General features: G+C 39.9%; 23 protein-coding genes. 7 read left to right on the forward strand and 16 right to left on the reverse strand.

Annotated features, from left to right (window positions below; translation table 11 throughout):
- The first annotated feature begins 123 nt into the window (after positions 1–123).
- The 5 genes from nirB (at position 124) to I6F10_RS14970 (ending at position 6,217) form a co-directional block, all read left to right on the forward strand.
- Positions 124–2,697: a nitrite reductase large subunit NirB gene (gene nirB, locus I6F10_RS14950; RefSeq protein WP_165743800.1), complete on the forward strand. Its 2,574-nt coding sequence runs from the start codon at positions 124–126 to the stop codon at positions 2,695–2,697.
- Positions 2,684–3,037 (forward strand): nitrite reductase small subunit NirD, encoded by a 354-nt coding sequence (nirD, locus tag I6F10_RS14955; protein WP_165743801.1) that lies wholly within the window; start codon positions 2,684–2,686, stop codon positions 3,035–3,037. The genes nirB and nirD overlap by 14 nt, the downstream gene beginning before the upstream one ends.
- 9 nt (positions 3,038–3,046) lie before the next feature.
- Complete coding sequence (gene cobA / locus I6F10_RS14960; RefSeq protein ID WP_165743802.1) at positions 3,047–3,910, forward strand: uroporphyrinogen-III C-methyltransferase; 864 nt, start codon at positions 3,047–3,049, stop codon at positions 3,908–3,910.
- Between the two features lie 274 nt (positions 3,911–4,184).
- Positions 4,185–5,447, forward strand: a complete 1,263-nt coding sequence (locus tag I6F10_RS14965; protein WP_165743803.1) for a nitrate- and nitrite sensing domain-containing protein — start codon at positions 4,185–4,187, stop codon at positions 5,445–5,447.
- Positions 5,448–5,722: 275 nt separating this feature from the next.
- Positions 5,723–6,217 (forward strand): hypothetical protein, encoded by a 495-nt coding sequence (locus I6F10_RS14970; RefSeq protein WP_231619977.1) that lies wholly within the window; start codon positions 5,723–5,725, stop codon positions 6,215–6,217.
- A gap of 391 nt (positions 6,218–6,608) precedes the next feature.
- Here I6F10_RS14970 and I6F10_RS14975 read toward each other — a convergent pair whose 3' ends face one another.
- The 13 genes from I6F10_RS14975 to I6F10_RS15035 form a co-directional block, all read right to left on the reverse strand.
- A complete protein-coding gene (locus I6F10_RS14975) occupies positions 6,609–7,268 on the reverse strand; it encodes an MOSC domain-containing protein (protein ID WP_165743804.1) in 660 nt (219 codons plus the stop codon).
- A gap of 76 nt (positions 7,269–7,344) precedes the next feature.
- Positions 7,345–7,680, reverse strand: a complete 336-nt coding sequence (locus I6F10_RS14980) for a hypothetical protein (protein ID WP_165743805.1) — start codon at positions 7,678–7,680, stop codon at positions 7,345–7,347.
- Between the two features lie 767 nt (positions 7,681–8,447).
- Complete coding sequence (gene moaE, locus I6F10_RS14985; protein ID WP_165743806.1) at positions 8,448–8,912, reverse strand: molybdopterin synthase catalytic subunit MoaE; 465 nt, start codon at positions 8,910–8,912, stop codon at positions 8,448–8,450.
- On the reverse strand, positions 8,912–9,211 hold the full coding sequence (locus I6F10_RS14990) for a MoaD/ThiS family protein (protein ID WP_039488090.1): 300 nt from the start codon (positions 9,209–9,211) through the stop codon (positions 8,912–8,914). The genes moaE and I6F10_RS14990 overlap by 1 nt, the downstream gene beginning before the upstream one ends.
- A complete protein-coding gene (moaC, locus tag I6F10_RS14995; protein WP_165743821.1) occupies positions 9,189–9,659 on the reverse strand; it encodes a cyclic pyranopterin monophosphate synthase MoaC in 471 nt (156 codons plus the stop codon). Before moaC ends, I6F10_RS14990 begins: the two co-directional genes overlap by 23 nt.
- Position 9,660: 1 nt before the next feature.
- Positions 9,661–10,200, reverse strand: coding sequence for a molybdenum cofactor biosynthesis protein B (moaB, locus tag I6F10_RS15000; RefSeq protein ID WP_165743807.1), 540 nt, complete (start codon positions 10,198–10,200; stop codon positions 9,661–9,663).
- A complete protein-coding gene (locus tag I6F10_RS15005) occupies positions 10,197–10,871 on the reverse strand; it encodes a molybdenum cofactor guanylyltransferase (RefSeq protein WP_165743822.1) in 675 nt (224 codons plus the stop codon). The genes moaB and I6F10_RS15005 overlap by 4 nt, the downstream gene beginning before the upstream one ends.
- A gap of 25 nt (positions 10,872–10,896) precedes the next feature.
- Positions 10,897–11,868 carry a GTP 3',8-cyclase MoaA gene (moaA, locus tag I6F10_RS15010; RefSeq protein WP_165743808.1) on the reverse strand — a complete coding sequence of 324 codons (972 nt, stop codon included), beginning with the start codon at positions 11,866–11,868 and terminating at the stop codon, positions 10,897–10,899.
- A 16-nt stretch (positions 11,869–11,884) separates the two neighbouring features.
- Positions 11,885–14,581 carry a nitrate reductase gene (locus tag I6F10_RS15015; RefSeq protein WP_165743809.1) on the reverse strand — a complete coding sequence of 899 codons (2,697 nt, stop codon included), beginning with the start codon at positions 14,579–14,581 and terminating at the stop codon, positions 11,885–11,887.
- Between the two features lie 29 nt (positions 14,582–14,610).
- Complete coding sequence (locus tag I6F10_RS15020; RefSeq protein ID WP_165743810.1) at positions 14,611–16,134, reverse strand: FAD-dependent oxidoreductase; 1,524 nt, start codon at positions 16,132–16,134, stop codon at positions 14,611–14,613.
- Positions 16,135–16,361: 227 nt separating this feature from the next.
- Entirely contained in the window at positions 16,362–17,555 is a 1,194-nt protein-coding gene (locus I6F10_RS15025) for an alginate export family protein (RefSeq protein WP_007375242.1), read from the reverse strand.
- Positions 17,556–17,564: 9 nt separating this feature from the next.
- On the reverse strand, positions 17,565–19,322 hold the full coding sequence (locus I6F10_RS15030; protein ID WP_197099078.1) for a bifunctional protein-serine/threonine kinase/phosphatase: 1,758 nt from the start codon (positions 19,320–19,322) through the stop codon (positions 17,565–17,567).
- A 13-nt stretch (positions 19,323–19,335) separates the two neighbouring features.
- Positions 19,336–20,805: a NarK family nitrate/nitrite MFS transporter gene (locus I6F10_RS15035; RefSeq protein ID WP_165743812.1), complete on the reverse strand. Its 1,470-nt coding sequence runs from the start codon at positions 20,803–20,805 to the stop codon at positions 19,336–19,338.
- Positions 20,806–21,093: 288 nt separating this feature from the next.
- Here I6F10_RS15035 and I6F10_RS15040 point away from each other — a divergent pair, with 288 nt between their 5' ends.
- Positions 21,094–21,852 (forward strand): HesA/MoeB/ThiF family protein, encoded by a 759-nt coding sequence (locus tag I6F10_RS15040; protein WP_165743813.1) that lies wholly within the window; start codon positions 21,094–21,096, stop codon positions 21,850–21,852.
- On the opposite strand, the gene I6F10_RS15045 is transcribed toward I6F10_RS15040, so the two are convergent.
- The 3 genes from I6F10_RS15045 to modA are packed head-to-tail and all read right to left on the reverse strand — an operon-like array spanning position 21,853 to position 24,248.
- Positions 21,853–22,881: an ATP-binding cassette domain-containing protein gene (locus tag I6F10_RS15045; RefSeq protein ID WP_165743814.1), complete on the reverse strand. Its 1,029-nt coding sequence runs from the start codon at positions 22,879–22,881 to the stop codon at positions 21,853–21,855.
- A 1-nt stretch (position 22,882) separates the two neighbouring features.
- The gene (modB, locus tag I6F10_RS15050) at positions 22,883–23,560 is read right to left on the reverse strand and encodes a molybdate ABC transporter permease subunit (protein ID WP_002959821.1); all 678 of its coding nucleotides are present in this window, start codon (positions 23,558–23,560) and stop codon (positions 22,883–22,885) included.
- Positions 23,547–24,248, reverse strand: coding sequence for a molybdate ABC transporter substrate-binding protein (modA, locus tag I6F10_RS15055; protein WP_165743815.1), 702 nt, complete (start codon positions 24,246–24,248; stop codon positions 23,547–23,549). Before modA ends, modB begins: the two co-directional genes overlap by 14 nt.
- Before the next feature lie 96 nt (positions 24,249–24,344).
- Between modA and moeA the strand changes: the two genes are divergently transcribed.
- Complete coding sequence (gene moeA / locus I6F10_RS15060; protein WP_165743816.1) at positions 24,345–25,562, forward strand: molybdopterin molybdotransferase MoeA; 1,218 nt, start codon at positions 24,345–24,347, stop codon at positions 25,560–25,562.
- The last annotated feature ends 211 nt before the right edge of the window (positions 25,563–25,773 follow it).

The following is a 25,773-nucleotide window of genomic DNA, read 5'->3' on the forward strand; positions in this document are numbered from 1 at the left end:
TTGTTGGCACTATAGCTATTAGCAACCATCGGCAAAGAAGCCCGCACACAATTATGCATAATGCGTATTTGTGGCGGGCTTTTTTGTTATTTGTATTTAAACCGTCACTTTAAGGAATGCCCTATGCAAACCTCGCAAAAAATACTCATTATTGGTAATGGTATGGTCGGACACCACTTTGTTGAGCAAATGCGCCAAAGCGATGCCAACGCAGACATTACTGTACTTTGCGGAGAAGCAAATCTTGCATACGATCGCGTGTATTTATCAAGTGTATTTGATGGCAAAACAGCCGCCGATTTAGCACTCACCACTCACGACAACTATAAACAACTTAATATTAATGTGCATACCAGCCAGTGGGTTGAAGACATTGATAGAACAGCAAAAATAGTGACCACATTAACGGGTGAGCAATACCCGTACGACAAACTTGTACTCGCTACAGGTTCGTTCCCATTTGTGCCGCCTATAAAAGGTAACGACCAACCCCATTGTTTGGTGTACCGCACATTAGAAGATTTAGAACAAATAAAAGCCAGTGCCGCTGTAAGTAAAAGTGGTGTAGTTATTGGCGGTGGTTTGTTAGGGCTTGAAGCCGCAAATGCGATTAAGCAACTAGGGCTTGATACCCACGTAGTTGAATTTGCGCCACAACTTATGGCTGTTCAACTTGATGGGCAAGGCGGTACGCTTCTAAAAAATAAAATAGAAGAACTTGGCGTAACGGTACACACATCAAAGGCAACCAGTGAAATAGTAAAAGGCGAAACGAGTCGCTTTAGATTGAACTTTTCGGATGAGTCATTTTTAGAAACAGACCTAATTTTGTTCTCTGCCGGTATTCGCCCGTACGATCAACTTGGTAAAATTGCTGATTTAGAACTCGGTGAGCGCGGCGGTATTATTATTAATAACCAATGCCAAACGTCAGATCCTGATATTTTAGCCATTGGTGAATGTGCCATGTGGGACAAAAAACTATTTGGCTTAGTAGCACCGGGTTACAACATGGCACGCGTTGCAGCGAGTCAATTAAGTGGTGGCAAGCTTGAGTTTTTAGGTGCCGATATGAGCACTAAACTTAAGTTATTAGGTGTAGAAGTAGGCTCAATTGGCGACGCTCACGCAAAAACGCCAGACTGTAAAGAACTTATATATCAAGATGCTATTCGCGGCTGTTATAAAAAAATCATACTAAGTGAGAAAGGCAATAAATTACTGGGCGCTGTACTAGTTGGCGATACCAGCGACTACGATACTTTATTGCAGTACATGCTTAACGACATGGACTTACCAGAAAACCCTGAGTGTTTAATTTTACCAGACAGCGGCGGCGCGCCGTCGTTATCGGGCAGTGCCCTACCCGACACCGCCACTATTTGTTCATGTCACAATGTGAGTAAAGGCGACATTGTAGGTGCAATTGATGGCGGCTCATGCGATTTAGCCTCGGTAAAATCATGCACTAAAGCAGCAAGCGGCTGTGGTGGTTGTGCCGCGTTATTAAAATCAGTTGTTGATAACGAATTAGCAAGCCGCGGTGTTGAAGTTAACAACCATGTATGTGAGCACTTTGCGTATTCACGCCAAGAACTACTACACATGGTAAAAGTAGAAAGCATTAAAAGCTTTGATGACTTACTAACTAAACACGGCAGCGGTCATGGCTGTGAAATATGTAAACCTGCCATTGGCTCTATTTTAGCTTCAACATGGAACGACTTTATTTTAGAACCCGCTCATGTTGGCTTGCAAGACACTAACGATACATACCTAGCAAATATGCAAAAAGATGGTTCGTACTCTGTGGTACCGCGTATTGCTGGTGGCGAAATAACGCCCGACAAACTCATTGTAATTGGACAAGTAGCAAAAGACTTTAACCTGTACTGCAAAGTCACTGGTGGTCAGCGTATTGATTTATTTGGTGCGCGCTTAGAAGAGCTTCCTGTTATTTGGGAGCGACTTATAGAAGCCGGATTTGAGACAGGTCATGCCTATGGTAAGTCTCTTAGAACTGTTAAGTCGTGTGTGGGTAGTACGTGGTGTCGTTATGGTGTGCAAGACAGCGTTGGACACGCAATAGAAATAGAAAACCGCTACAAAGGGTTACGCGCACCGCATAAATTTAAAATGGCGGTATCGGGTTGTACCCGCGAATGCGCCGAAGCACAAAGTAAAGATATTGGCATTATAGCCACCGAAAACGGCTGGAACTTATACGTGTGTGGTAATGGCGGTATGCGCCCTCGCCATGCTGATTTATTTGCGACCGATTTAGACACGCCAACACTGATTAAATACATTGACCGCGTAATTATGTTTTACATTAAAACGGCTGACAAATTACAGCGTACGTCGGTATGGATGGAAAACCTTGAAGGCGGTTTAGACTACCTTAAAAGCGTAGCAATTGACGACAGCTTAGGCATTTGCGACGAGCTAGAAGCGCAAATGGAATTAATTACACAAACCTATGCGTGTGAGTGGAAAAAAGCGATTGAAAGCCCTGATGCAGCCAAACGATTCCGCCAGTTTGTTAATAGCCCCGAAACCGACGACAATATTTTATTTGTGCAAGAGCGTAACCAAATTCGCCCTGCTACAGAAGCCGAAAAGCGTGAGCAACGTAATACACAAAACCGTATTCCAGTAATGGAAGTTGAAGAGGAGCAAGCTGATGTCTTGGCATAATATTGGAACAATCGACAACCTAGTGGCTAATAGCGGCGTATGCGCATTAGTTAATAATCAGCAAGTGGCTATTTTTTATATTCCACAAAACCCAACGGCTGTGTTTGCCATTAGCAACTTCGACCCTATTGGCAAAGCCAATGTATTATCGCGTGGCATTATTGGCTCTATCGACACTAAATTAGTTGTTGCATCGCCTTTATATAAGCAACACTTTTGCCTAGAAACAGGTGAATGTTTAGAAGCAGAAGCAATACACTTACCGGTTTTTAGTGCAAAAATTGAAGACGGCAGTGTATTTATAAGCTCTGAACCCAAAGTTACAACAGCTGTGGCTTAGGGGAATAATATGAGTGTACTGTCTTATTTTTCGGGTATTGAAAACGTGTGGTTAAATAAGCTTGTTACTAAGCTAACAAGCACAAATAGTCGCAGCGCCAAAAGCGGCAACGTTTATATAATTGGTGCGGGCCCAGGAGACGCAGAGCTAATTACGGTAAAAGCGCAGCGCTTAATTAATACCGCCGATGTTGTTTTATACGATTGGTTAGTAAGCGATGATTTACTAAAAACACTGCCTAAAAAAGCGCAGCGTGTATTTGTAGGTAAACGTGCTGGTAAGCACTCGATGACCCAAGCTAACATTTGCGAACTACTGGTTAAATACGCGCAACAAGGCTTAAACGTAGTGCGTTTAAAAGGAGGTGATCCGAGTATATTTGCACGCATTAACGAAGAAGCCGATGCGCTTACAAAGCATAATATTAATTTTGCTATTGTTCCGGGTGTAACAACGGCTTGCGCTACTTCTGCTTATACAGGTATTCCGCTTACAGCAAGAGACGTAGCGCGTAGTGTTACGTTTTTAACGGCGCAATTTGCCGCTCCTAACAAGCAACCTCATTGGAAAAATTACGCATTTGAGCAAGGCAATAACAACCCTACTTTAGTGGTTTATATGGGACTTTCGCGCCTACAAGCACTAAGCAACGGTTTACAATCAGTGGGTTGGCCAAGTGAAACGCCCATTGCACTGATAGAGAACGCTACTACCGCTAAGCAAAAGGTAATTACCAGTACGCTTGAACTAGTAGTAAATGAGCATGCTAAACACGACCTTCAAGGCCCTACCCTAATTATGATTGGTGAAGTAATAAATCATAAAATGGCAATTAGTCCTGAATTACTAAATAGTGTAAATATTAACGCATGATGCAAAATGAATAATGCACTTTTCGCGCTTACTACCTCCCCAGGAGTAGGCGCTTTTTTTGTTTTTAATTTAGGTTCAAGTTGTGTGCAATAACATGCTTAAATGCACCAAATAAGTTAAAAGTAATGGTAAGTTAAATTATAGAAACACAGTGACAAATAAAAATAATACTTTAAGCAATTGTATTAGCTTGATTTTAAATTCAATGATGAAATTTATTAATGATTGGAACAGTGGTTGCACTTTAAAAACAAAAAAGTGTGGAATAATACCAATGGCGACAAGCAATCCTCTCACAAAACAGTTTTTATTAGCGGCTAAGTATCAAGAAATACACGCGCTAAAGCAATTACAAAACAGTTGTGCCTCGCTTACTAAATTAGGCGATTTTGTACATCAGTTACAAAAAGAACGCGCAATGAGTAATATATTTTTGGCCTCAAATCGAGAGCGATTTAAAACCCAATTACAAGAACAAATCCCTTTAAGCAGCAGCGCACAAACTGCATTTTATAATTCTCTTAAACAAACATTTATAAACGACAACGCCGATACTGGTCATACTCGGTTATTTAATTTAATTACCTATAGTCTGCAAACACTTGACGCATTGCCCGAACTACGCAATCAAATAGCACAACAAAACATTAGTGCAGTGCATGCTACGCAGTCGTTCACGCAGTTAATTGCTAGTTTACTCAATATTATTTTAGAGGCAGCAGATGGCGCAAGCGATCCTAATATAACGCGTTTATTAGTTGCCTTTTTTAACTTTATGCAAGGTAAAGAGTATGCAGGACAAGAGCGCGCCTGTGGTGCACAAGCATTTGCGGCGAGTAAATTTACCACTGAGCAAAAACAACAACTCGCGCATTTCGTACAAGAGCAAAACCACAGCTTTGACTTTTTTAATGAGTACGCCGATGCGCACCTTTTAAAATGCTTTGCCACGTTAACAACACATCAGGTTAATAATCAGGTAGATCAACTTAGAAGTTTACTGCAAAAACTCGATGACGAAAACGCTCAACCGCTCTCGCAACTAAGCGAAGTATGGTATGAAGTAACCACTACGCGCATAGATATAATGCACAAAATTGAACAAAACATAGCAGATCAATTAATTGATACCGCAGCAATGCAAATAGCCTGTGCTCAACGTAGTTTAAATACAAATAAGCAAGTACTTAACAATATGGCAGAGCAGCACATAGCCCCGACTTTTGGGCAATTAGCCATTAAGCAACCAGAGCCAGAAGTAAGCCAAAATATAGCGGCCGATAAGCTCAATAGTAATAAAAGTATGTACGATTTAATTATCGAGCAAAGCCAGCATATTAAACAAATAAACCAAGCGTTACTTGACGCTAAAAAAGTTATTAGTGAGCAAAAGGTAATTCACCAAGCCAAGTACATACTTATTGAGCAGTTAAAGCTCACCGAAGAGCAAGCCCATAAACAGCTACAAAAACAAGCAATGGATACGCATAAAACCTTATTTAGCGTAGCGCAAAAAATTGTACAACTGAGCGATTAAATATGCTGTTTTAACTTGGGCATGTTGCTCTTTAGTAAGAACACTACCCTAAATAATAGTTATTTATTAAGTTACAAATTTCACACCCAGATTGAGTTTTGCCTTATTTTAAAATTGATTCATAACCTGCTGACTACAATAAGGTAAAACTCTAATTTGACGTCTATTTATAATGCAAATTATTCAACGTATTCAAAATAATCAACTACAATAAGTTAATCATTTGTTGCATCTCATTTTAATGAGGCATATTTAATACTGTTGTAGGAGTTTGAATGCCCAATGTAGAGAGTTATATAGAAGGTGTATTATTAATAGATGAGCAGCAGTTAACAGCTTCTCTTGATAATGACATTCAAACGAACATAGAAAACATTGCTGAGCTAATTTTAAACATTTTTGATGCGAGCTCATTTTCTATTGTTGCTAATCTGCCTGCAGGTGTCGTTGAGCTATATAAATCAGGTTCAGAAATAGCAGTAGCTAAAGAGCAACTATCTGATGATATTTTTAATGAATCGATTATTGAGCATGACCTTAAAATATTTAGAGTTATATCGCCTATTATTTTGCCCTCAGGTCTTAAGTTTGGATGGTTGATATTCGAGCGAGCAAGTGATTCACAACTTACAGAAAAAGAAAAATCAATTTTAAATAGTTTACAAAAAAACTTTGTAAATCAGTTAGTCCAACGTAAAAATTCATTTTCTATGTCTTTTTCACAAATTGTTAAAGTTTGCTCTGTGTTAATAAATTTCATAACAGCATAATTTAATGGATTTATTTCTTCAATACACTCAATTGGTTGCTGCCTAATTAACAATATATCTGACTCAATGGTATTTATATCTATGGGGAGATCATTTTCTATTTTTTAACTGACTTGGTAAGTTGATGAGTATATTTTAAGTGAAGAAAATTAAGCTGGTGAAACTAAGCCCCTTTAGCTATTTCAAAAGCTGAGTAAACAGTAATACTTACCTCTGCAGCTGTTAAAATCACAATAAGCATCAGTTTTCTAGAGATATTCATATACGATACCTATTTTAGCTACTAACCCAACAGTTTTTTAATAACACTATAATAATTATAGTATTTATAACATTAGGTATAGCAGGTTTTATCTTTTTTACTAGGTCCTCTATAAATAATAATTTATGCTTAACTTTGTTCGCTTTTAATAAAAAGCTTCTTTTTAATTTTAGTGTGCCACTCAAGAGCAAGCTCGGGCAATTCGAGTGCTGCTAATAATACACTTTCATAATCTGGATATTTTTTATCAAAAAATGCCTGGAACAGTTTTTTAACTGATATGTCGTGCGAAGCTTTCTTCTCGATAACAACACTATCACCCGTTTTTGCAACGCCTTGCTCTAGTACCCTAAAATACACGCCAGTGCAGTAATGCTGCGTAAACAGTTTAAGGCTGTTTTTATTATTAAGGGCGATAGCTAATTTAAAACAAGGCACACGAGGTTGGCTTACTTCAAGTAATGCAGTACCAATTCGAATATGGTCACCTATGTGTATATTCGCTTCATCAAGGTCAGAAATCGTGAAGTTTTCGCCAAAGGCACCTACTGCCAAATCATCATTCTCGAGGGTTTGTTTCCAATAATCATAATGATTGTGCGAAAACGCGTAAACCGCTTTATCTACCCCGCCGTGATTAACTAAATCAGCTTGCTCGTCACCTATAATATTTAGCTTTTCAATAACAACAGGTTCGTTAGTTGGGGTTTTAACAATACCGGTTTTAACCTCTTTTCCGTTATACACTACCGTTTTTATTTTAGAGATATTAGTAGAGATTATTTTCATATAAAACCTTTGATTAATACTTTAAATAGCCCAGAGCTAAATTATAATAATATCTAAGTCTATTTTTTGATAGGTATTAAATAGAGCTAAGCGCTAAATAAAGCAGGCCAGAAATAGGCAAACTCATAATAAATACGTAACCATAAAAAAAGGCGATGCCACCAGCAGAAGTTTTGTCAACACCACTGCTCACAATAGCGCCGCCTATTGGGATAAGTAAAAATATATTAATAAGTGTGCATAAAATAAATGCATCCCCAAATGCAGAAACAACTGACGCAGCAACACATAAAGCCAGTACCAGCATATTGCTCAGTCCATCTTTAGTTTTTCGCTTTTTTTCAATAATTTTTATAACAAAAACACTAAAAAGTAGCCAAAAAAAAATAAAGCGAAGGCCAGAATGTTTCATACCAGTTTTCAACTATAAAGTGGCCAACTAACCAATAGAAGAAACCTGCTACTAAGAGGAATGAAACGATTGAAGTTAGGATTACACTCGTATTTATTTTTCTTGTCATCACATATCTAAAGTTTAGCAATAACGATAAAACAAGTGACACTGCTGTAACCATAAACATTAATACAAATGCCCCCCAGAAATCTTCTGCAGATAGATATGCAAGAATTGGCGTAACACCTAATGCGAGCTGATTAATTGGCTTATTTTCTGATGAATATTTTGCTTTTGCATATAAAGCAAAGTAAATACAGAACGGTTGTATAAAAATAGCCAATAATAAGAGAGTATAGATTTTCATCATTCATTCTTGATGATCAACAAAGTAATATTATAAGTCGTTAATATATAATAAAGTTAAAATTAGAAACACAACAAATATGGGGGTCAGTATATAAAAAAAGATATTTGATATAATTTTGTGTTTTTCCCTAAAATGAAGCAAGCTATTGTACATAGCTCTAAAAAATGGGAATGTAAAAAATGATCTAAAAATCAACCATAAGACTAAGCTGCAGTGCAATTTTATTTCAAACCAAAACTGTTCAGGGTTAATATTTTTAGATTTACTCGGCGAGCTCTTTCCACCTATCGACCAGCCTGTTATAAGCTCTAACATGATTACTAAAATTAATAGAGCCGCGACCCAAAGAGCAGCAGACTCTATTGATTCTCTTTTTGAGATAAATTTTAAACGCATCTTTATCCACACATTACATTTATGGCTTCTTTTGCCACCTACCCATCGCTTGTTTGTCACTTTGTTTAAACTCAACCCAGTTTGATGAGTCTTTAAAGTGCTCTTTTTTCCAAAACGTGGCGTGGTTTTTTAAATAATCCATTATAAATTGTGCGCCTTCGAACGCGGCTTGGCGATGGCGGGACGTTACGCCTACAAATACAATTTGCTCGCCAAGTGCTATGTAACCAACGCGGTGAATAATACATATTCGCGCCAGTTGCCAGCGAGTTTGTGCTTGCTCTGCAATAGATTGAAGCAGTTGCTCGGTCATACCAGGGTAGTGTTCAAGTTCAAGTGCAATAACGTTATCGCCACTGCTGAACTCTCTTACCAAACCTGTGAAGGTAACAACAGCGCCATCGCTTTTATTATTACTACAAAGCGTATTGTGCTCGTCACCTACATTAAAATCATCAGTTTGTACTTGAATATGTATGCTCATTAGCCACCTGTAACCGGCGGGAAAAAGGCAAGCTCATCCCCTGCTTTCACTATTTCGTCGCTTGATGACATAGTTTGGTTAAGCGCTGCAAGTAACTCACGCTCTTCCAGCCACGGTTGCCAGTGCGGGTATTGACTCACTAATCTTAATTTAAGCTCTGAAATAGTAAGCGGCTGCGTAATCTCAAGACTTAATTTACTGCACTTTAACCGCTCTTTTAGTTGCCCAAAAAACAATAACTCTACTTTCCCGGCGCTAGATATTGCATCGTTTGGATTAATCGCGTTGCCAACTACCATTTTTGCCCCCTGCTTTTTGAGTAACGCGCATGCCGCTAATTTCCATTAGAGGGTCGGCTGCTTTACACATATCAAACAAAGTAAGGCTAGCCACAGATACCGCTGTTAACGCTTCCATTTCAACCCCCGTTTTACCTGCAAGTTTGCAGTAGCTGGTTATTTTAATTTGGCTGTTTGCTTCATCAAGTTCAAAATCAACAGCGACTTTACTAAGTGCAAGCGGATGACAAAGCGGGATTAAATCAGCGCATTTTTTAGCGCCTTGAATACCTGCAATGCGTGCCACGCCTAGCACATCTCCCTTTGTGTTTTGATTAAGCATTACTTGCTCAAAGGCAAGCTTGCTCATGCTAATAAAGGCTTCAGCTGAGGCATCGCGCAGGGTTACTTCTTTGAGCGATACATCAACCATATTAGCTTGGCCGTTTTCGTCAACGTGGCTTAACATACTATTGCTCACGCGATTCACACTTTTTACCAATGGTAATGTGCGGTACAAAGTTACACGGTTTATGCATTGAGTTAAGTTGATCTTTTATTATGCCTGTCCACGCTGTTTTACATGCGCCTGTAGAGCCTGGCATACAAAAAATAACGGTGTTGTTAGCAAGTCCTGCCAATGCACGAGATTGAATAGTAGAGTTACCAATTTCGCCGTACGATATGTGCCTAAATAGCTCACCAAAACCGTCTACGCTTTTATCAAACAGCGGCGCAAATGCCTCTGGTGTTGAATCGCGCTCAGTAAAGCCTGTACCGCCAGTCACTAAAATAGCATGAATGGTGTCATCGGCTATCCACTGCGATGCCACTGCACGCATTTGGTAAACGTCGTCTTTAACTATGTCTTTATCCGCTAAGTGATGACCCGCCTCAGTTAGCGCTTTAATTAAGTAATGACCTGAGGTATCAGTAATCGCATCGCGCGTGTCGCTTACTGTAAGTACGGCAATGTTTAAAGGTATTTGTGTATCGCTTGTGTGGCTCATAATGTTCTTCTTAAGTGATTAATGCTTTGGTCAAAATGCTCATTTACAGCTTTAAATTGCGCCGGCGTATTGGTGTTTATTAATGCATGCGTTTTATTACATAAAAGCGTTTGCACACCAATACTTTGGGTAAACTGTTTTATTGATTTATGACTGTTTGCGTTTGTGAGTATGTGTTTTAAATGATTTTTTACACTGCTTGTATTACGAATATACAGCGGTAATGGTTCATTTTCAAAGTGCCAAGCATGTATTTGTGACTGATTTAATTGATTGCTCACACTTTGTACGTTATTTGACTGAGAAGCCAGCACAATTGTGCTTAACAAACTACTCGTAAGTAGAGGCATATCTACCGCAGTAATAAGTAAGTCGTGCTCGGTGGCTATTAATGTTGAGTAAATACCGCCCAGGGGTCCACTATTTGGGTATATATCTTTAACGTACTTTTCTGAAGGATAATCGCTCGGTGAATAATGGTTCAATGACTTGACTGGATTTGTAACGTTGCGACTTATAAGTATGTTTTTAGCGCCTACGTCTTTTAATAAATCACACGCATTGTGCAATAGCGTTTTATTTTTTAAAACTAAATCGGCTTTGTCTGTGCCCATTCTTGATGACTTACCACCAGCAAGCACAACGCCTGTAAAATCTCGCTTAACTTTCATATTAGATTTTATATTAGCTTCCATATTAGCCGCCTAACATGGCTAAGTGAGTTGTCGCACCTGTTAAGCGTTTATCCAGCTCATGACTTATTTCTTTATTGCCCATAGCGGCTCGAATTGCCTTTACGGTCGCTGCAGTATCGTCCTCGTTGAGTAGTTCGCACAAATCTATACCTTGCTCTGCAAATAAACATAAGTGTAATTTACCCAGCGCCGACACCCTTAAGCGATTACAACTTTTACAAAAGTCTTTACTGTACGGCATTATTAAACCAATACGACCATCGTAATCAGGATGACAAAACTCCTCAGCGGGTCCATTTAATTTCCCCCTAACGACTTGTAACCAACCTTGGTCGAGTAATTGGGCCTTAACCGTTTGCCCACTTAAGTGGTTTTCTTCAAAAAATGTTGCGCCGTCACCTGTTTCCATTAATTCTATAAAGCGCACTGTAACTTTGTGGTGTTTTACCCACGCTAAAAAATCCTTTAATTGGTTTTTATTAAACTGCTTGGCAAGCACTGCATTTATTTTTATATCTTTTATGCCCAGATCTACCGCGCGCTCAATCCCTTTTAAAATAAGGTTAAGTTTGTCGTGCCCTGTTATGAGTTTAAACATACTCGGATTTAAACTATCAATACTGACATTAAGCGCATCAAGCCCTGCATCGGCAAATTCATCAATTTTATTTAATAAATTAAACCCGTTGGTAGTAATGGCTACTTTTTCTATGCCAGGCGTATTTTTACAGAGTTTTATAATATCGGTGACGTCGTTTCGTAAGCACGGTTCGCCACCTGTAATGCGCACTTTTTTAGTACCTAGCTCTGCAAACGCATTTACAAGCATGCTAATTTCGTTTTTATTTAAAAAATTACGCGGTGTATCGCACTGATACCCGTTTGGTAAACAATAACTACAACTAAAATTACATACATCGGTTATTGAGAGGCGCAAATAGTTAAACTGCCGACCAAATTGATCATTAAGCATATGCTTCCTTGTTTGTTTACATTACAACCGCAACATCAATGCTGCTAGAACCTGCTTTGTAATGTTGTTTTATTAATTGGCTTAATTGCGTTTTACACGAACCGCAGTTCGTGCCGCATTTTAGTTCAGCCCCCAATTGCTCGACTGTGTTTGCACCGTTTTTAATGGCGTTTATAATCGGCTGCTCTCTTACTTTAAAGCAGCTACACACTTGCACGCCTTGAGTAAATTCTTCATCGGGGGTTGCATAAAGCAAAGACTGTAATTGGGTAAAAGTCAGTAATGGCTCTGCAAATAAATGGTTTATCCACTCAAGTGATATTTCTTTTTGCTCATTAGAAATAACACCAACAAACGCTAATTGATCGTTTTGAATACACTGCACATGCATGGCTTTTGCCGTATTCATAGCCGACCACTGCCCTTGTAAACCAGTTAAGGTTTGGCAGAAATACAGTAAATCACTTTGTGCCTCATTAAGCGCCAATTGGTAATTAAAGCAATTACTTGCATTAACTTTGAGCCAAAAATCACTGTTTATAACAAGTTCGTTTTTAGTAAACAGCTGCATATATTGCTCAAACGGTGCTTTAACTATATTTACGGCGCCATGTTTACACTCAGCCTGACCAGATATCGGATCAACTACCGATTGATACAACCCACTTACTGTAGCGGATGACGCAAATTGCTTATTCCAATGAATAGGCATAAAGCATTCACCTTTTCGCATGGCATCGGTCACTTTTGCATGCGCGGTAACCTGCCCTGTTTGGGCAATCGCACTTATTAAATCGTTTTGTTTAATTGCTAATTTACTGGCATCAAGCGGATTAATTTCAATGTACGGCCGTGTAATATGCGATGAAAGCGCAGTGCTTTTACCCGTGCGGCTCATGGTATGCCATTGGTCGCGTATACGCCCTGAGTTCATTACAAACGGATAATCACTTGATGTTTGTTGCACAGGTAATTGCGGCGTTATAGGTATAAAACGCGCCTTTTTATCAGCGGTGCTAAATTGGTTATTTGTAAAAACCTGACCGTTTTTATAAGGCTGATTTTTAATAACAGGCCACATAATGGGTTTTAAGTTATCGTACTGGCTTTTTGTGAGCCCAACTAAACCAGAGAGGTTTAATAATCGGCTGCCGTTATTTTCAAAGTCGGTTAATTGTGCCCATTCTTCAAAAATGCCACTTGGATCTGTAAAGTCAAACCCCTCAAAGCCCATTTTTTTAGCGACTTCACACATAATTTGCCAATCGTTTTTAGCTCCTGAATAAGGCGCTACTAACGGGCGTTGCCTTGATATTCTTCGCTCTGAGTTAGTTACTGTGCCGTTTTTTTCGCCCCATCCGGTTGATGGAAAAGCAACATCGGCAAATTTTAACGTATCACTTTTTGCAATACAGTCAGATACAACCACCAGCTCGCAGGTCTCTAATGCTTTTTTTATAGCGGCGTTATTGGGCAAACTCACCATTGGGTTTGTTGCCATTATCCACACTGCTTTTATTTTGCCCGCGGCTATGTCATCAAACATATCGATGGCATTGCTACCTGCTTTTTTAGCGATAGTTGGCGAGAGCCAAAAACGTTGTACAAGTGATTGATGCGCTTCGTTTTCAATATCTAAATGCGCCGCTAACTGATTAGCCAAACCACCTACTTCGCGCCCGCCCATCGCATTAGGTTGCCCAGTAATCGAAAACGGACCACTGCCTGGCTTAAGTAATTTACCTGAGGCTAAATGAGCATTAATAATGGCGTTACATTTATCTACACCCGAGCTTGATTGATTTATACCCATTGAATAAAAGCTAATCGCACTTGGGCTTTTAGCAAATAGCGCATAAAACTCAGTAACTTGCTCAATTGCTATATCGCAAAAGTCGCTAACTGCCTCACAGCTCCACTTTTGTGCCTCTTGCAGTGCGCTTTCAAAACCGTTTGTGTGCTGAGCAGTAAATTGCGTATCGAGGTGGTTATGCTCATTTAAATAATTAAGCAAACCGTTATAAAGCGCAGCGTCACTGCCTGGTTTTATATTTAAAAATGTGTCGGCAAGCTCAGCGGTGTCAGTTTTACGCGGATCAATAACCACCACTTTCATATTTGAGTTAAGCTGCTTTGCACGCTCCATTCGCTGATACAAAACCGGATGAGTCCATGCGGCATTAGAGCCAATTAAAATAAGCAGCTCAGTTTGCTCTAAATCCTCGTAGGTACACGGCACTACGTCTTCACCAAAAGCGCGTTTATAACCTGCCACAGCAGATGACATACACAGGCGCGAATTTGTATCAATATTGCCTGAGCCTATATAGCCTTTCATTAATTTATTTGCAATGTAGTAATCTTCAGTAAGTAACTGCCCCGATACATAAAATGCCACCGCATCGGGTCCGTGTTTTTGTATTACGTCGTTAAATTTATTGGCAACATGGTCGGTTGCTTCATCCCACGTAACGGCATGGTTATTAATAAGGGGCGACGTTAAGCGATTATCACTGCCTGTGGTGTCGAGCAAATGGGTGCCTTTTACACATAAACGACCAAAGTTTGCGGGGTGTTCTCGCATGCCTTCAAGCTTGGTTGGCACATTATTCAAAAGTGAAATATCAACACCGCACCCTACACCACAGTAAGCACATGTTGTTTGTTTTAAACTGGTTTTATTTATAGTTGGTGACGTGTTTGCGGTTGTCATACTACTGCTCTCTTTTAGTGTGCTTTAATTTATGCAGGCTGTTTTACAGGCTCATTAAGGGTAACTACGTTAATAGTGTTACTTGCTTTAGCGAGCGCGCTGTTTATTACATTTTGAACGAGCTTTTCACACCCTCCACAACCTGTACTGGCTTTGGTGCTTTGCTGCACACTTGCCAAATCTATGCAGCCGTTAGAAACTGATTGTTCAATGGTGTGTTTGGTTACTTTATGACACGCGCAAATAATGGCGTCATCAGGCAAGTCATCGGCGCTTAGCTCTGCTATGTCGCCGGCAAGGGGCATAATGAGCGCTTCGGGATCGGTGGTAAGTTCAATGTCGTTTAAATGATATTGCAGCAAATTGTCGTAATCGCTGGTATCGCCAACAAGTACCGCGCCAATCAGCTTATTACTTTGTGAATTGGTAACTATTTTTTTATAAATACCATTGGGTTGATCTTCAAAATAATAGCTTATTGCGCCTTCGCTGCGTGCATGTGCATCGCCAATAGAACCCACTTCAACACCCATTAATTTAAGCTTGGTGCTCATATCGGCACCACTAAATTCATCGGCTTTATTGTCTAAGCCAGTACTTTGCAAAGTACCTTGCTGCGTCTGTTGTAAAATATGCCCAACTGCTATTTTAGCCATGGCGTAACCGGGTGCTACTAAGCCAAAAATAAAGTTATTCCATAGTGCACATTCGCCAATCGCGTATATGTTTTTATCGCTCGTTTGGCAGTGGTTATTAATTACAATACCGCCGCGCTCGCCTAACTCTAAATTAAACTCGCGTGCCAAATTATCATAAGGGCGAATACCTGCCGAAAATACAATCATGTCAGTTTCAAGGGTTTTACCGCCTTTAAAACACATTTTGTAACGACAACTTTCACCTTCTACTATTTCCTCTGTTGCTACCGATGTATGCACAGTAACGCCCAAGTCTGTAATTTTGTTTTTTAGTAACCGACCGCCCCCCGCATCAACTTGTACGCCCATAAGTTGCGGTGCAAATTCTATTACGTGAGTATGCAGACCCAGTTGCTTTAATGCGTTTGCAGCTTCAAGCCCCAGTAAACCGCCACCAATTACCACGCCTACTTTACTGCCGTGGGCTGAGTTTTTTATTGCGTGTAAATCGTTAATGGTGCGATAAACAAGGCAATGCTCGCGATCTTTACCCGGTATAGGCGGTACAAATGGGAATGAACCTGTAGCAAGCACAAGCTTGTCGTATTCAAACAACTCCCCTTTAGCGGTCGTTACAGTTTGCGTATCACGATTTATATCAACCACTTTAGAATGAGTATGAAAGCGTACTTGCCAATCGTCATAGGTTTTATTGCATGTAAGTGCGAGGTCGTCTGCGGTTTTGCCTTTAAAAAAAGACGATAGCTGCACGCGATCATACGCTAAACGGTCTTCACCGCTAAGTACCGTAATTTCAAATTGCTCATCAGCTTGATTTTGAGAAACTAGCTGCTGCACAAAATGGTGCCCGACCATTCCGTTTCCTACCACTACAACACGCTGCTTGCTTAGCATTTACTCACCTTAAAATGATATCTACTTTAGTGATTGACTAAAGCTAACATCGAATAATTTGTTATAGGATTGTTATAGCAATATGTAAGCCAAATATATAAGCATTTAAAATCAGTAATTTGCCTACATTGGTGCAGAGGTGAAAAGCATAAAGCCCCACAAGATGGTGCAACTGCACCATCTTGTGTCGCTATAAATTACAAGAGGATTTTAGAAGATAGTGAGGGTTAAAATTTAGCGCTCATCCATACCCACAATTTTTGAGTATCGACTTTATTAGCAGCAGTATCGCCCGCTGAGTAATCAGCGTATTTAACACCTACTGCATATTGTTTATTAATAGGTTTAACGTATTGTACGTTTAGTTCAGTACCCAAATCGTCAACCCCATTTGATTGCTCATTAGCATCAAAACTGTGATAAGCCACCAGCCATTTTCCGTCAAACGCTTTACCGTTTAAGCTTATGTAAGTGTCGTCCAAGCCTTGTGCGGGTGTATTTAAAAATGTATCTGCCCAACCATTAAATTTATGTAACGTGGCAAGCGGTGTTGCAAACCCGTAATCGCCATTATCAGAGCCAAGTGACTCTATGCCAACTTTTAATGTTACTGTTTTTATACCCAAACCATTTAAATCAACAGCGCCTTCAAGTGCATAGTAATCGGCATCAAAATCACTCACGCTTGTTGACGCAGACTGCGTTGCATACTCCGCTTTGTAATAAAATTTTATGTCGTTTAGGGTTTTATTACCGTTAAAAGAAACGCCATAAGTGTCTAAACTGTCGTCTTGTAGTGCATCGTCACTTAATAAGTAACTGTATAAAACCACTTTACCGTAGTCTGTTTTAAAGCTTGCATTAATTAGATGATCGGACGATTTAATGTCTTTATCGTCAGCAAATATGCGGTTACGCTTATTTAAATAACTGTACTGTAAATCTATGTTGTTAAATGCGTAATTAATGGTTGCTGCATCAAAGGTTTGTCTGTCTTGGCGCCAACCTACGTGCCCAACAAAACGCTGCCCATCAAGGGCTATTACTTGGCGTCCTACTTTTAGCGATAGACCATCGCGGGCATATTTAACAAAACCTTGGTCTATCTCGGTGTTTTCTGGGTCGGCAATAACAGAGTAATTAGTATTTTTCCCCACCGTATTGTTGTAATCATCTACGCCCAATAGGCTGCGGGTGTCTTCTACTTCAATAAGGGCTGAAAAACCATTCACCTCATCTGTTTGATGCGTTAAGCGGGTTCTAAGTGTTAAGCCGCTTGCATCTTTTAGAGCATTTTCTTGATCAACGCTTTCAAAACGCAGTCTAAAATCAAGATCAGTTTGCGAAGCTTGGCTTATTGAAGGCGCAGTGAAGCAACCCAGTATAAAAATAATAGGTAAGTTGTTCTTATAGTTAAGCATTTTAGTTCTCTAAGTTTTAATTATTAATACACATACCAAAGCAATAAATAAACACAGCGAAATACATTTCCACACCATAACTGGATCGCGTTTCATTATTGAACTTTTATTAGCGGTACTTTCTAAATAAGGATTAGGTTTGTTGATATCGTTTATAAACTCAGAAAAAGCTTGGTATCTGAGCTCAGGTTTAGGGGCAAGCGCCTTCATAAGGGCTTGATCTAACCAAAACGGAATATCGGCTCTGTATTTACGAATACTTGTGTAATGCCAATGGCTGTAATCTTTTGGCGCTACGTGGTTAAGTGGCAGTGGTTTGTAAGGCAGTTTTGAGCACAATAACTCATATGCAATAACGCCAAGTGAAAACAAATCACTTTTAAAATCGGCGTGCATAGTAATCAGTGTTTCGGGTGCGGTGTAGTCGGCAGTACCTTGTGGGCAATCATCCGCAATTTGTTTAACCGATTCGTCCATAGCCGCAACACTTACTGTGCCGTAATCTATTAGCGTTACTTTTCCGTGCGCATCTATCATTACGTTATCGAGTTTTAAATCGCGATGTACCATATCGAGTCGTTGAAACGCCCTTAGTGCATGTACTATTTGTTCAATAATACTGCGCACTTGGGTTATTTCTGGGTGCGGCACATCGTGCTTCCAATCACTGAGTGTTTGCCCGTCCATGTACTCACAAATATGATACAAAAAACGACTCTGCGATTGCGTACTTAGTACTTTCATCACGTTTAAATGGTTTATGCGTTGCCCTACCCAACCTTCTCTTATAAAGCCTTGAAGGTAGTGCACATCGTCTTCAAAATTAACCGAAGGTGCTTTTAAAACCACTGGCGGTATATCGGGCGCTTGTTGCACTAAATAAATATGCGAGCGACTACTGGCATGCAATTTACGGATAACCTTGTAGTCATCAATTTTTTGTCCAACATTAAGCGCAGGTGGAATTTTTCGTCGTGTTAGCGAATGATAAAGCTCATCTAACTTTTGCTCGGCAATATTTTCTACTTTTACAAGCAAACAACTTACGTTGTCGTCACTACCTCGCGCTAATGCAAGTTCGGTAATTGCTTTAGCTGCATTTTCTAAATTAGTGTGATCTAAATTAACGTGTTCATTAATTAGTTTTGCTATATCGCTGTTTGGGAGCACATCGTGTACGCCATCGCAGGTTAATATATAAATATCGTCTGCTTTTAGGTCAACTTCGTATACATCTATTTCTTGATGAAGTTGTGCGCCAAGTGCACGCGTTAGGGTATCGTTTACTTTGTGATCCCGTGTTATTGCCTCTATTTTATTTCCTCGCAAGCGAGTAATACGCGTATCACCTAAGTGAAATATATAACCCGTTGCCGACTTTAAAATAAGTGCTGTAAAAGTCGTCATCCAATCGGCTTGGCGCTGACCTAAGTGATTGTAATTAACTGATTGCGAATACAGCCACTGATTTAAACTCGCTAACACCTTCGACACTGACTTTTTAACCGCCCAACTTTCGGGGGTATTTAAATACTCATTTATAAAATGAGTAACCGAAAGTTGAGACGCTTGTTTCGCATTTTTTGCTGATGAACACCCATCGGCTAAGCAGGCAATAACGCCTTTAGACTCTTTTTCTTGCGCTTTGGTATTAAGAGCAGCAAACGCATCTTGGTTTTCTGCTTTTAACCCTTTAGCGCTGTGGCCGCCAAATGAAACATTGAGTTCATTTTCAAGCGCTTTAGCGTGGTGTGTTTCATCAAACATAGTCAATAATGCCTTAAGTCACTGAAATAAGTTCAACGGTGCCGTCTTCATTTACTTCGGTAATGTGTCCGTCTGGTTCTTTCATAAAAAACAGTGCGCCTAAGCCAAGTAATGCACTACCCGCAATAATGAAAAAGAAGGTTTGATAATCAACAAGTGATAATGCCGTTAAGTAAACTACTGCACCAACATTACCGTATGCGCCTGTCATACCTGCAATTTGCCCTGTTAAACGACGCTTAATTAGTGGTACTGCGGCAAATACAGCGCCCTCACCAGCTTGCACAAAGAACGAACATGCCATAGCAGCTACTACAGCAAGCCATAAAGACCAAGATGCATCAACCAAGCCCATTACAAAATAACCAACAGCAAGACCCGTTGTAAGTACAATAAGGGTAATACGACGACCTAATTTATCTGAAATCCAACCGCCACCTGGGCGAGATGCTAAATTCATAAATGCATAAGCTGAGGCTAAAATACCCGCGTACACCATATCAAGCGCAAATACATCCATAAAAAATAGCGGTAACATAGATACAACCGCAAGTTCAGAACCAAAGGTTGTAAAATATAAAATATTTAAAACAGCCACTTGCTTAAATTCATAACGATGCGACTCGGGTACAGGCTCTTTAAAAATATGACCATTTACGTCAAAGGTTTTATACACTTCGTAAATATAAAGCAGAACTAAAAAAGCATACACGGCAAGTACAAAGTTAGCCGAAATTAGGTTAGCACCGGTTGGTGAAAGCTTCCAAGTAAGTAATGCTAGTGCACCATACATAGGGATTTTCATAATAAGAAGTAATACAAAGTCGCCTTTACTGGTTACTTCCATTGCGCCTACTTTTTTAGGCTTAAAGTATGTACCGCCTTTTGGCGTATCGGTTACATTTAAATACCAAATAACACCAAATATAACGCTTAATACACCGGTTAAACCTACTGCGTAACGCCAACCATCTTCGCCACCAAACATAAGTGCAATAATTGGCAATAACATAGCCGCTGCTGCTGAACCAAAGTTACCCCAGCCGCCATAAATACCTTCTGCTATGCCCAGCTCGTTAGCAGGAAACCATTCACTCACCATACGAATGCCCACAACAAAGCCAGCACCAATAAAGCCTAAAGCAAAACGCGCTATTGCGGCTTGCTCAAATGTGGTTGCCATAGCAAACATAAAACATGGAATACTACAGCTAATAAGGAGTGCCGCATAAACAATACGGGGACCAAATTTATCGGTTAGCATACCCACCACAACACGCGCTGGAATAGTTAACGCTACATTTAAAATTAGTAATGTTTTAACTTGTGCCATGGTGATCCCAAGTGAACCCGCAATTGCACCTAATAAAGGAGCATGGTTAAACCATACAAAAAATGACACAAAAAAGACCATCCAACTTAGATGCAATACTTTCATTTTTCCGCTAAACGATATTAAGTTAAACCCAGAACTCGGTTGCATGTTTATTTTCCTCGTAAACGTATTATTGTTTTATTAATGCCCCACCCTTTTATATGAGTAGCAGCCAATGTTTGTTAAATTTAAGTTAACCCGATATAGCAATTACTGAGCCACTAATTAAAAACCATAAATTTCATATGGTTACATGCAACAGTTGTTTTTATACGTTATAGTTGCACTATATGAGTGAAGGGCTCTGGGTTGTTAGAGTGCAAATAAAAAGCGTTACTACTTGCTCTTGGATTTAACAACTTGGTATTGTTCAAAAAAAGTATGAGAAGTTTGAAAATGCAAAAAACACCGCTAACTTACCAGCAGCAACTGCGCTATTCTCGGCACATTATGCTGCCGCAGCTCGATATAGACGGGCAAGAGCAGCTATGGCAATCGCATGCTTTAATTATTGGTGTGGGTGGGCTTGGGTGTGCGGTAGGTCAATACTTAGCGGCATCTGGCGTTGGCACGCTTACCTTAGTTGATAACGATGAAATAGACGTGACCAACCTGCAAAGGCAAATACTGTATAAAGAAAGTGATATTGGTAGCCCAAAATGCAGTGCTGCTAAAAAACAGCTTAACGCGCTTAATAGTGAAATAGACATAAACACCATTGAGGAATTTTTTGATACAAGTACCTCTACAGAACAGCTATTTAATAACATTGATATAGTAATTGATTGCTCAGATAACCTCGCAACGCGTAATGCACTTAATAGCGCCTGTTTTAAAGCTAAAGTTCCGCTAGTGTCAGGCTCTGCAATACGTATGGAAGGACAAGTCGCGTGTTTTACTATGGATGAAAACAGCCACTGTTATGGTTGTTTATCGCAATTTTTTAGTGAACAAACACAAAGCTGCTCTGAATCCGGCGTGCTTTCCCCAATTGTGGGGCTAATAGGCAGTATTCAGGCAACTGAAGCGCTAAAAATACTTGCTGGTTTGCCAAGTGGCTTAAGCGAGCACTTATTGCTGGTGGATGGTTTAAGCATGGAGTTTAATCGTTTTAAAATAGCTAAAAACAGTCAATGTGCGGTGTGCAGCATTTAGTTATTCTAGATCACTGATTGTTGTATAAAGCACATCGCCCACTTTAAAGTCGTTTTTGTCCCACACTCGTCTTGAAGCCAAGCAATACAAAGTCTGCCCATCTACATTGAGCGTTAACTGCCACTTATTATTAATAAGCTCAGCCTGAGTTAATACCGACTCTAAAACATTACTGTGCGTTGTTTGCTCAGGCTTTAACGCACTAAGCGACATTTGCTCACTTTCTATAATTAGCTTATTACTGCTATCGACAAGTGCAGGAAGCACAAAAAGCGGTTGCTCACTTTGCTGTAATTGCAGTTGATATAGCCCGTAGTCTTCATCAAATTTAACCACATCGTAATTAATTAAGCTCAGCGGTGTTTGTCTATCGTTTGCATAAATAGCTTTTGCAACGTGCGCACTTGCACCTTGGTTTATCACCTTACCTTTATCAAGCTGAATAAGGGTATCGCAGCAAAATAGCAGCTCTTTTAATGAGTGACTTACTATTATAAATTTAATATTAAACTTAACTGCAAACTCGCTAAGTTTAGTGAGCGTTTTAAAACGCAATGACCAATCAAGCGCACTAAAAGGCTCATCAAGCATTATAAATTTTTGACCAGCTAACAGCGTACGCGCAAATACTACACGTTGGCGTTCGCCACCCGATAAGCTTTGTACATCACGGTTTAGTAAGTCTTGTAATTCAAGTGTTTTAACAACGTATTCTAGCGTTAAGCTGGTTTGTTTATTCCCGCAGTGTTTTTGTGTAAACGCTAAATTACCTGCCACATCTAAATGAGGAAACAACGGGCACGATTGCAACTGAAGCGTAATACCGCGTTTATCGCTTGGCAACTCATGCACTGGCTGATTGTTTACATAAACACTTTTTGCAGGATCTAAACCACTAATACAACGCAGTAATGTTGACTTACCCGAGCCTGAAGGCCCGTAAACACCGAGTACATTAAACGACTCAAGCTCAAGGTTTATATCTAAATCAAAATTATTGAGTGCTTTAAAAAGGCTTAACTTAATCATTTTATTGCTTAACCCCTACAATGCTTTTATTAAACTTAAATAACAGCACTAAACAGGCAAACGAAATAGCCAGTAAAATAAGTGAAAGTTGATGCGCCGCCGTATAATTTAACGATTCAACATGGTCATAAAGCGCAATAGACACCACCTGTGTTTGCCCCTGAATATTACCGCCAATCATTAGTACCAAACCAAATTCACCCAATGTATGCGCAAAACCTAAAGCAAACGCGCTACCAATACTGGGTTTTAAAAGCGGGATAATTAAATGCACAAAGCGTTTAAACGGGCTCAACCCAAGCGCAATGGCAGCTTCGTTATAGGTTTGATTAATATGTTTAAACCCAGCCACAAGCGGCTGCATTACAAAAGGCAGTGAATAAAAAAGCGAGCCGATAACCACGCCCTGAAAACTAAACGCAAGCTGCGTACCCGTTAGCCAAAACCAAAACTGCCCAAAAGCGTGATCAGGCGAAAATAAAACAAGTAAGTAAAACCCTAATAACGTAGGCGGTAGCACTAAAGGCATTGCAATTAATGCCTCTAAAAATGGTTTAAATTTACCGTTATAGCCAGCGAGCTTGTATGCCAGTGGAATACAAAAAACAAGAAGGAGCACTGCGGTTATAAAGGCAAGTTTTATAGTTAACCACAGCGCGGTTAAATCACTTTGAAGCATTGTTGTCCTTTATTCTGTAACCTAATTCAATTAACTGCTGCTGCGTAGCGTCCATCATTAAAAATTGCATAAGTTGCTTAGCGCTAGCATGCTTTTTAGTCGAGCTAATAATAACGCCTTGTTGAATTATATCGGGATATTGATTGGTAGGCAGCACGGTATAATCTAAATATTTTTGATCTTGCGTGTTACTGTAAGCCGCCTTTAGGGATGAAACAGCCACCAGCCCTACTCCTACATTACCACTTTGCACAAACTGAAACGCATGTGTAATGTTATTCCCGTACACATAATTTATTGGTTTTTTAAAATGGTTATTCGCGTAATACTCTGAGGCACGCCCGTATGGTGAAAAACGCGGATTAGCAATGGCTACTTTATCATTTACTTTTTCAGCTTTGGGTTGCCACAAAGCAAGTTCGCCTAACGCGTAAGTGATTAAGCTGCTTTGCTCGGCATAGCCTTCTTTAATAAGCGATTGCGGGCGAAAATCGTCAGCCGATAAAAACACATCAAATGGCGCGCCATGCACTATTTGCGAATATAAAACACCGCTAGAAGCGGCTGATATTTTCACGTCAACATTAGGTAATGGGGATTTTTTTAGTAGGGTTTCCAATACAGTTTTAAAATTACTCGCTACGGCTACTTGCAGCGTTTCTTTTGCGTTTACGCCGCACGAAAGCATGCATATCACACACAAAAAATAACCCAACCATGTATTGTAAAGCTTTGACATTATAAGTATTGTTTCAAAATAAAATGATTTAAGTAAGCAATATATATGAACGATGTTTGCAATGCACCCGGTTTATTGCCAATTGAAACTGCAATACAAAATATACTTGGCACAATAACGCCTGTTAAAGACGTTGAAACCATTTCTATAATGCAAAGTGTTGATCGCGTTTTAGCAAGCGATGTTAAGTCAACTATAAACGTACCAGCGCATAACAACTCTGCAATGGATGGCTATGCGCTGTGTATTTCAGATAAAAGCTTAACCTACACACAAGTAGGTAGTGTGTTTGCAGGTCAAATTTTTGAAGGAACACTTACCCCAGGGCAATGCGTAAGAATAATGACCGGCGCCGCCATTGCACCTGGCGCTAACGGCGTAGTAATGCAAGAAAACGCCTCGGTTGATGGCGATAAAATTACGTTTACCGCGCAACCAGAGTTAAATGAAAACGTGCGTTTTGCTGGCGAGGATATTGCTATAGGCGACGTTATTTTAAAAGCAGGCGATAAATTAAAAGCTGTTGATGTGGGATTACTGGCATCTTTAGGAATTGCCAATATAGATGTGGTAAGAACCCTAAAAATAGCCGTGCTTTCTACAGGCGATGAGCTAATTGAACCTGGTCAGCCGCTTAAGCAAGGCGCTATTTTTGAAAGTAACCGCGCTGTTATTATTAGTGCGCTGCAACAAAAAAATATAGACGTGCTTGATTTAGGAATTATCCCTGATGACAAAGAACTCATCACTAATGCATTTTTAAAAGCGAACGAACTTGCCGATGCCGTAATAAGCTCAGGCGGTGTATCGGTTGGTGAAGCCGACTTTACTAAAGAAGTGCTCAACGAAATTGGCAATATCCACTTTTGGAAAATAGCCATGAAACCAGGCAAACCTTTTGCCTTTGGTAAATTAAGTAACAGTTACTTTTTTGGCTTGCCAGGTAACCCTGTGTCGGCTGCTGTTACGTTTAATCAGTTAGTAGAGCCTGCACTGCAAAAGCTGTCGGGGCTTGGTGAAGTAAATCCTAAAATGCGCTTTAACGCGGTTACTACATCCGTTATTAAAAAGCGCCCAGGAAGAGCCGACTTTCAGCGCGGTACAGCAACAATTAACGAGCAAGGTGACTTAGTGGTTGCCCCGTTTAATAAACAGGGCTCGGGTGTACTTTCGTCGCTTAGTAAAGCTAACTGTTTAATTGTAGTGCCGGCGCAAAGCGGCAATATCGAAAAAGGCGCAACAGTAAGTATTGAGTTGCTATAAAGCCTAAAATGCTACAGCTAACTGTACAATTTAGCTGTAGCGCTGCTGCAAACCTTAAAATATTTTTATATTTAATGTTTGAATTAAACAACGCGGATTCAAACCTGAAGTGCATAACGTTTAGGCGGCTTTAGCCGCCAAGTGATCCTGCATCAATTTTGCAGGCGTTTCAAATCCAAGTGTCTTCCTCGGACGATTATTAAGTTGCTCA

This window comes from Pseudoalteromonas sp. SWYJZ98 (assembly GCF_015864495.1).
In the GTDB taxonomy this organism is placed as follows: Bacteria; Pseudomonadota; Gammaproteobacteria; order Enterobacterales; family Alteromonadaceae; genus Pseudoalteromonas; species Pseudoalteromonas distincta.

Excerpts from the sequence above, each read along its gene's own strand:
- moaB (WP_165743807.1), bottom strand. The coding sequence starts at position 10,200 with ATGAGCCACACAAGCGATACACAAATACCTTTAAACATTGCCGTACTT.
- I6F10_RS15020 (WP_165743810.1), bottom strand. The coding sequence starts at position 16,134 with ATGCTAAGCAAGCAGCGTGTTGTAGTGGTAGGAAACGGAATGGTCGGG.
- I6F10_RS14990 (WP_039488090.1), bottom strand. The coding sequence starts at position 9,211 with ATGGTAGTTGGCAACGCGATTAATCCAAACGATGCAATATCTAGCGCC.
- I6F10_RS15040 (WP_165743813.1), top strand. The coding sequence starts at position 21,094 with ATGCAAAAAACACCGCTAACTTACCAGCAGCAACTGCGCTATTCTCGG.
- I6F10_RS15045 (WP_165743814.1), bottom strand. The coding sequence starts at position 22,881 with ATGATTAAGTTAAGCCTTTTTAAAGCACTCAATAATTTTGATTTAGAT.
- nirD (WP_165743801.1), top strand. The coding sequence starts at position 2,684 with ATGTCTTGGCATAATATTGGAACAATCGACAACCTAGTGGCTAATAGC.
- moaE (WP_165743806.1), bottom strand. The coding sequence starts at position 8,912 with ATGAGCATACATATTCAAGTACAAACTGATGATTTTAATGTAGGTGAC.
- I6F10_RS15035 (WP_165743812.1), bottom strand. The coding sequence starts at position 20,805 with ATGCAACCGAGTTCTGGGTTTAACTTAATATCGTTTAGCGGAAAAATG.
- I6F10_RS14975 (WP_165743804.1), bottom strand. The coding sequence starts at position 7,268 with ATGAAAATAATCTCTACTAATATCTCTAAAATAAAAACGGTAGTGTAT.
- modA (WP_165743815.1), bottom strand. The coding sequence starts at position 24,248 with ATGCTTTCGTGCGGCGTAAACGCAAAAGAAACGCTGCAAGTAGCCGTA.
- moaC (WP_165743821.1), bottom strand. The coding sequence starts at position 9,659 with ATGTTAAGCCACGTTGACGAAAACGGCCAAGCTAATATGGTTGATGTA.
- I6F10_RS15030 (WP_197099078.1), bottom strand. The coding sequence starts at position 19,322 with ATGTTTGATGAAACACACCACGCTAAAGCGCTTGAAAATGAACTCAAT.
- I6F10_RS14965 (WP_165743803.1), top strand. The coding sequence starts at position 4,185 with ATGGCGACAAGCAATCCTCTCACAAAACAGTTTTTATTAGCGGCTAAG.
- modB (WP_002959821.1), bottom strand. The coding sequence starts at position 23,560 with ATGCTTCAAAGTGATTTAACCGCGCTGTGGTTAACTATAAAACTTGCC.
- moeA (WP_165743816.1), top strand. The coding sequence starts at position 24,345 with ATGAACGATGTTTGCAATGCACCCGGTTTATTGCCAATTGAAACTGCA.
- I6F10_RS14980 (WP_165743805.1), bottom strand. The coding sequence starts at position 7,680 with ATGAAACATTCTGGCCTTCGCTTTATTTTTTTTTGGCTACTTTTTAGT.
- I6F10_RS15015 (WP_165743809.1), bottom strand. The coding sequence starts at position 14,581 with ATGACAACCGCAAACACGTCACCAACTATAAATAAAACCAGTTTAAAA.
- I6F10_RS14970 (WP_231619977.1), top strand. The coding sequence starts at position 5,723 with ATGCCCAATGTAGAGAGTTATATAGAAGGTGTATTATTAATAGATGAG.
- I6F10_RS15005 (WP_165743822.1), bottom strand. The coding sequence starts at position 10,871 with ATGAAAGTTAAGCGAGATTTTACAGGCGTTGTGCTTGCTGGTGGTAAG.
- moaA (WP_165743808.1), bottom strand. The coding sequence starts at position 11,868 with ATGCTTAATGATCAATTTGGTCGGCAGTTTAACTATTTGCGCCTCTCA.
- I6F10_RS15025 (WP_007375242.1), bottom strand. The coding sequence starts at position 17,555 with ATGCTTAACTATAAGAACAACTTACCTATTATTTTTATACTGGGTTGC.
- cobA (WP_165743802.1), top strand. The coding sequence starts at position 3,047 with ATGAGTGTACTGTCTTATTTTTCGGGTATTGAAAACGTGTGGTTAAAT.
- nirB (WP_165743800.1), top strand. The coding sequence starts at position 124 with ATGCAAACCTCGCAAAAAATACTCATTATTGGTAATGGTATGGTCGGA.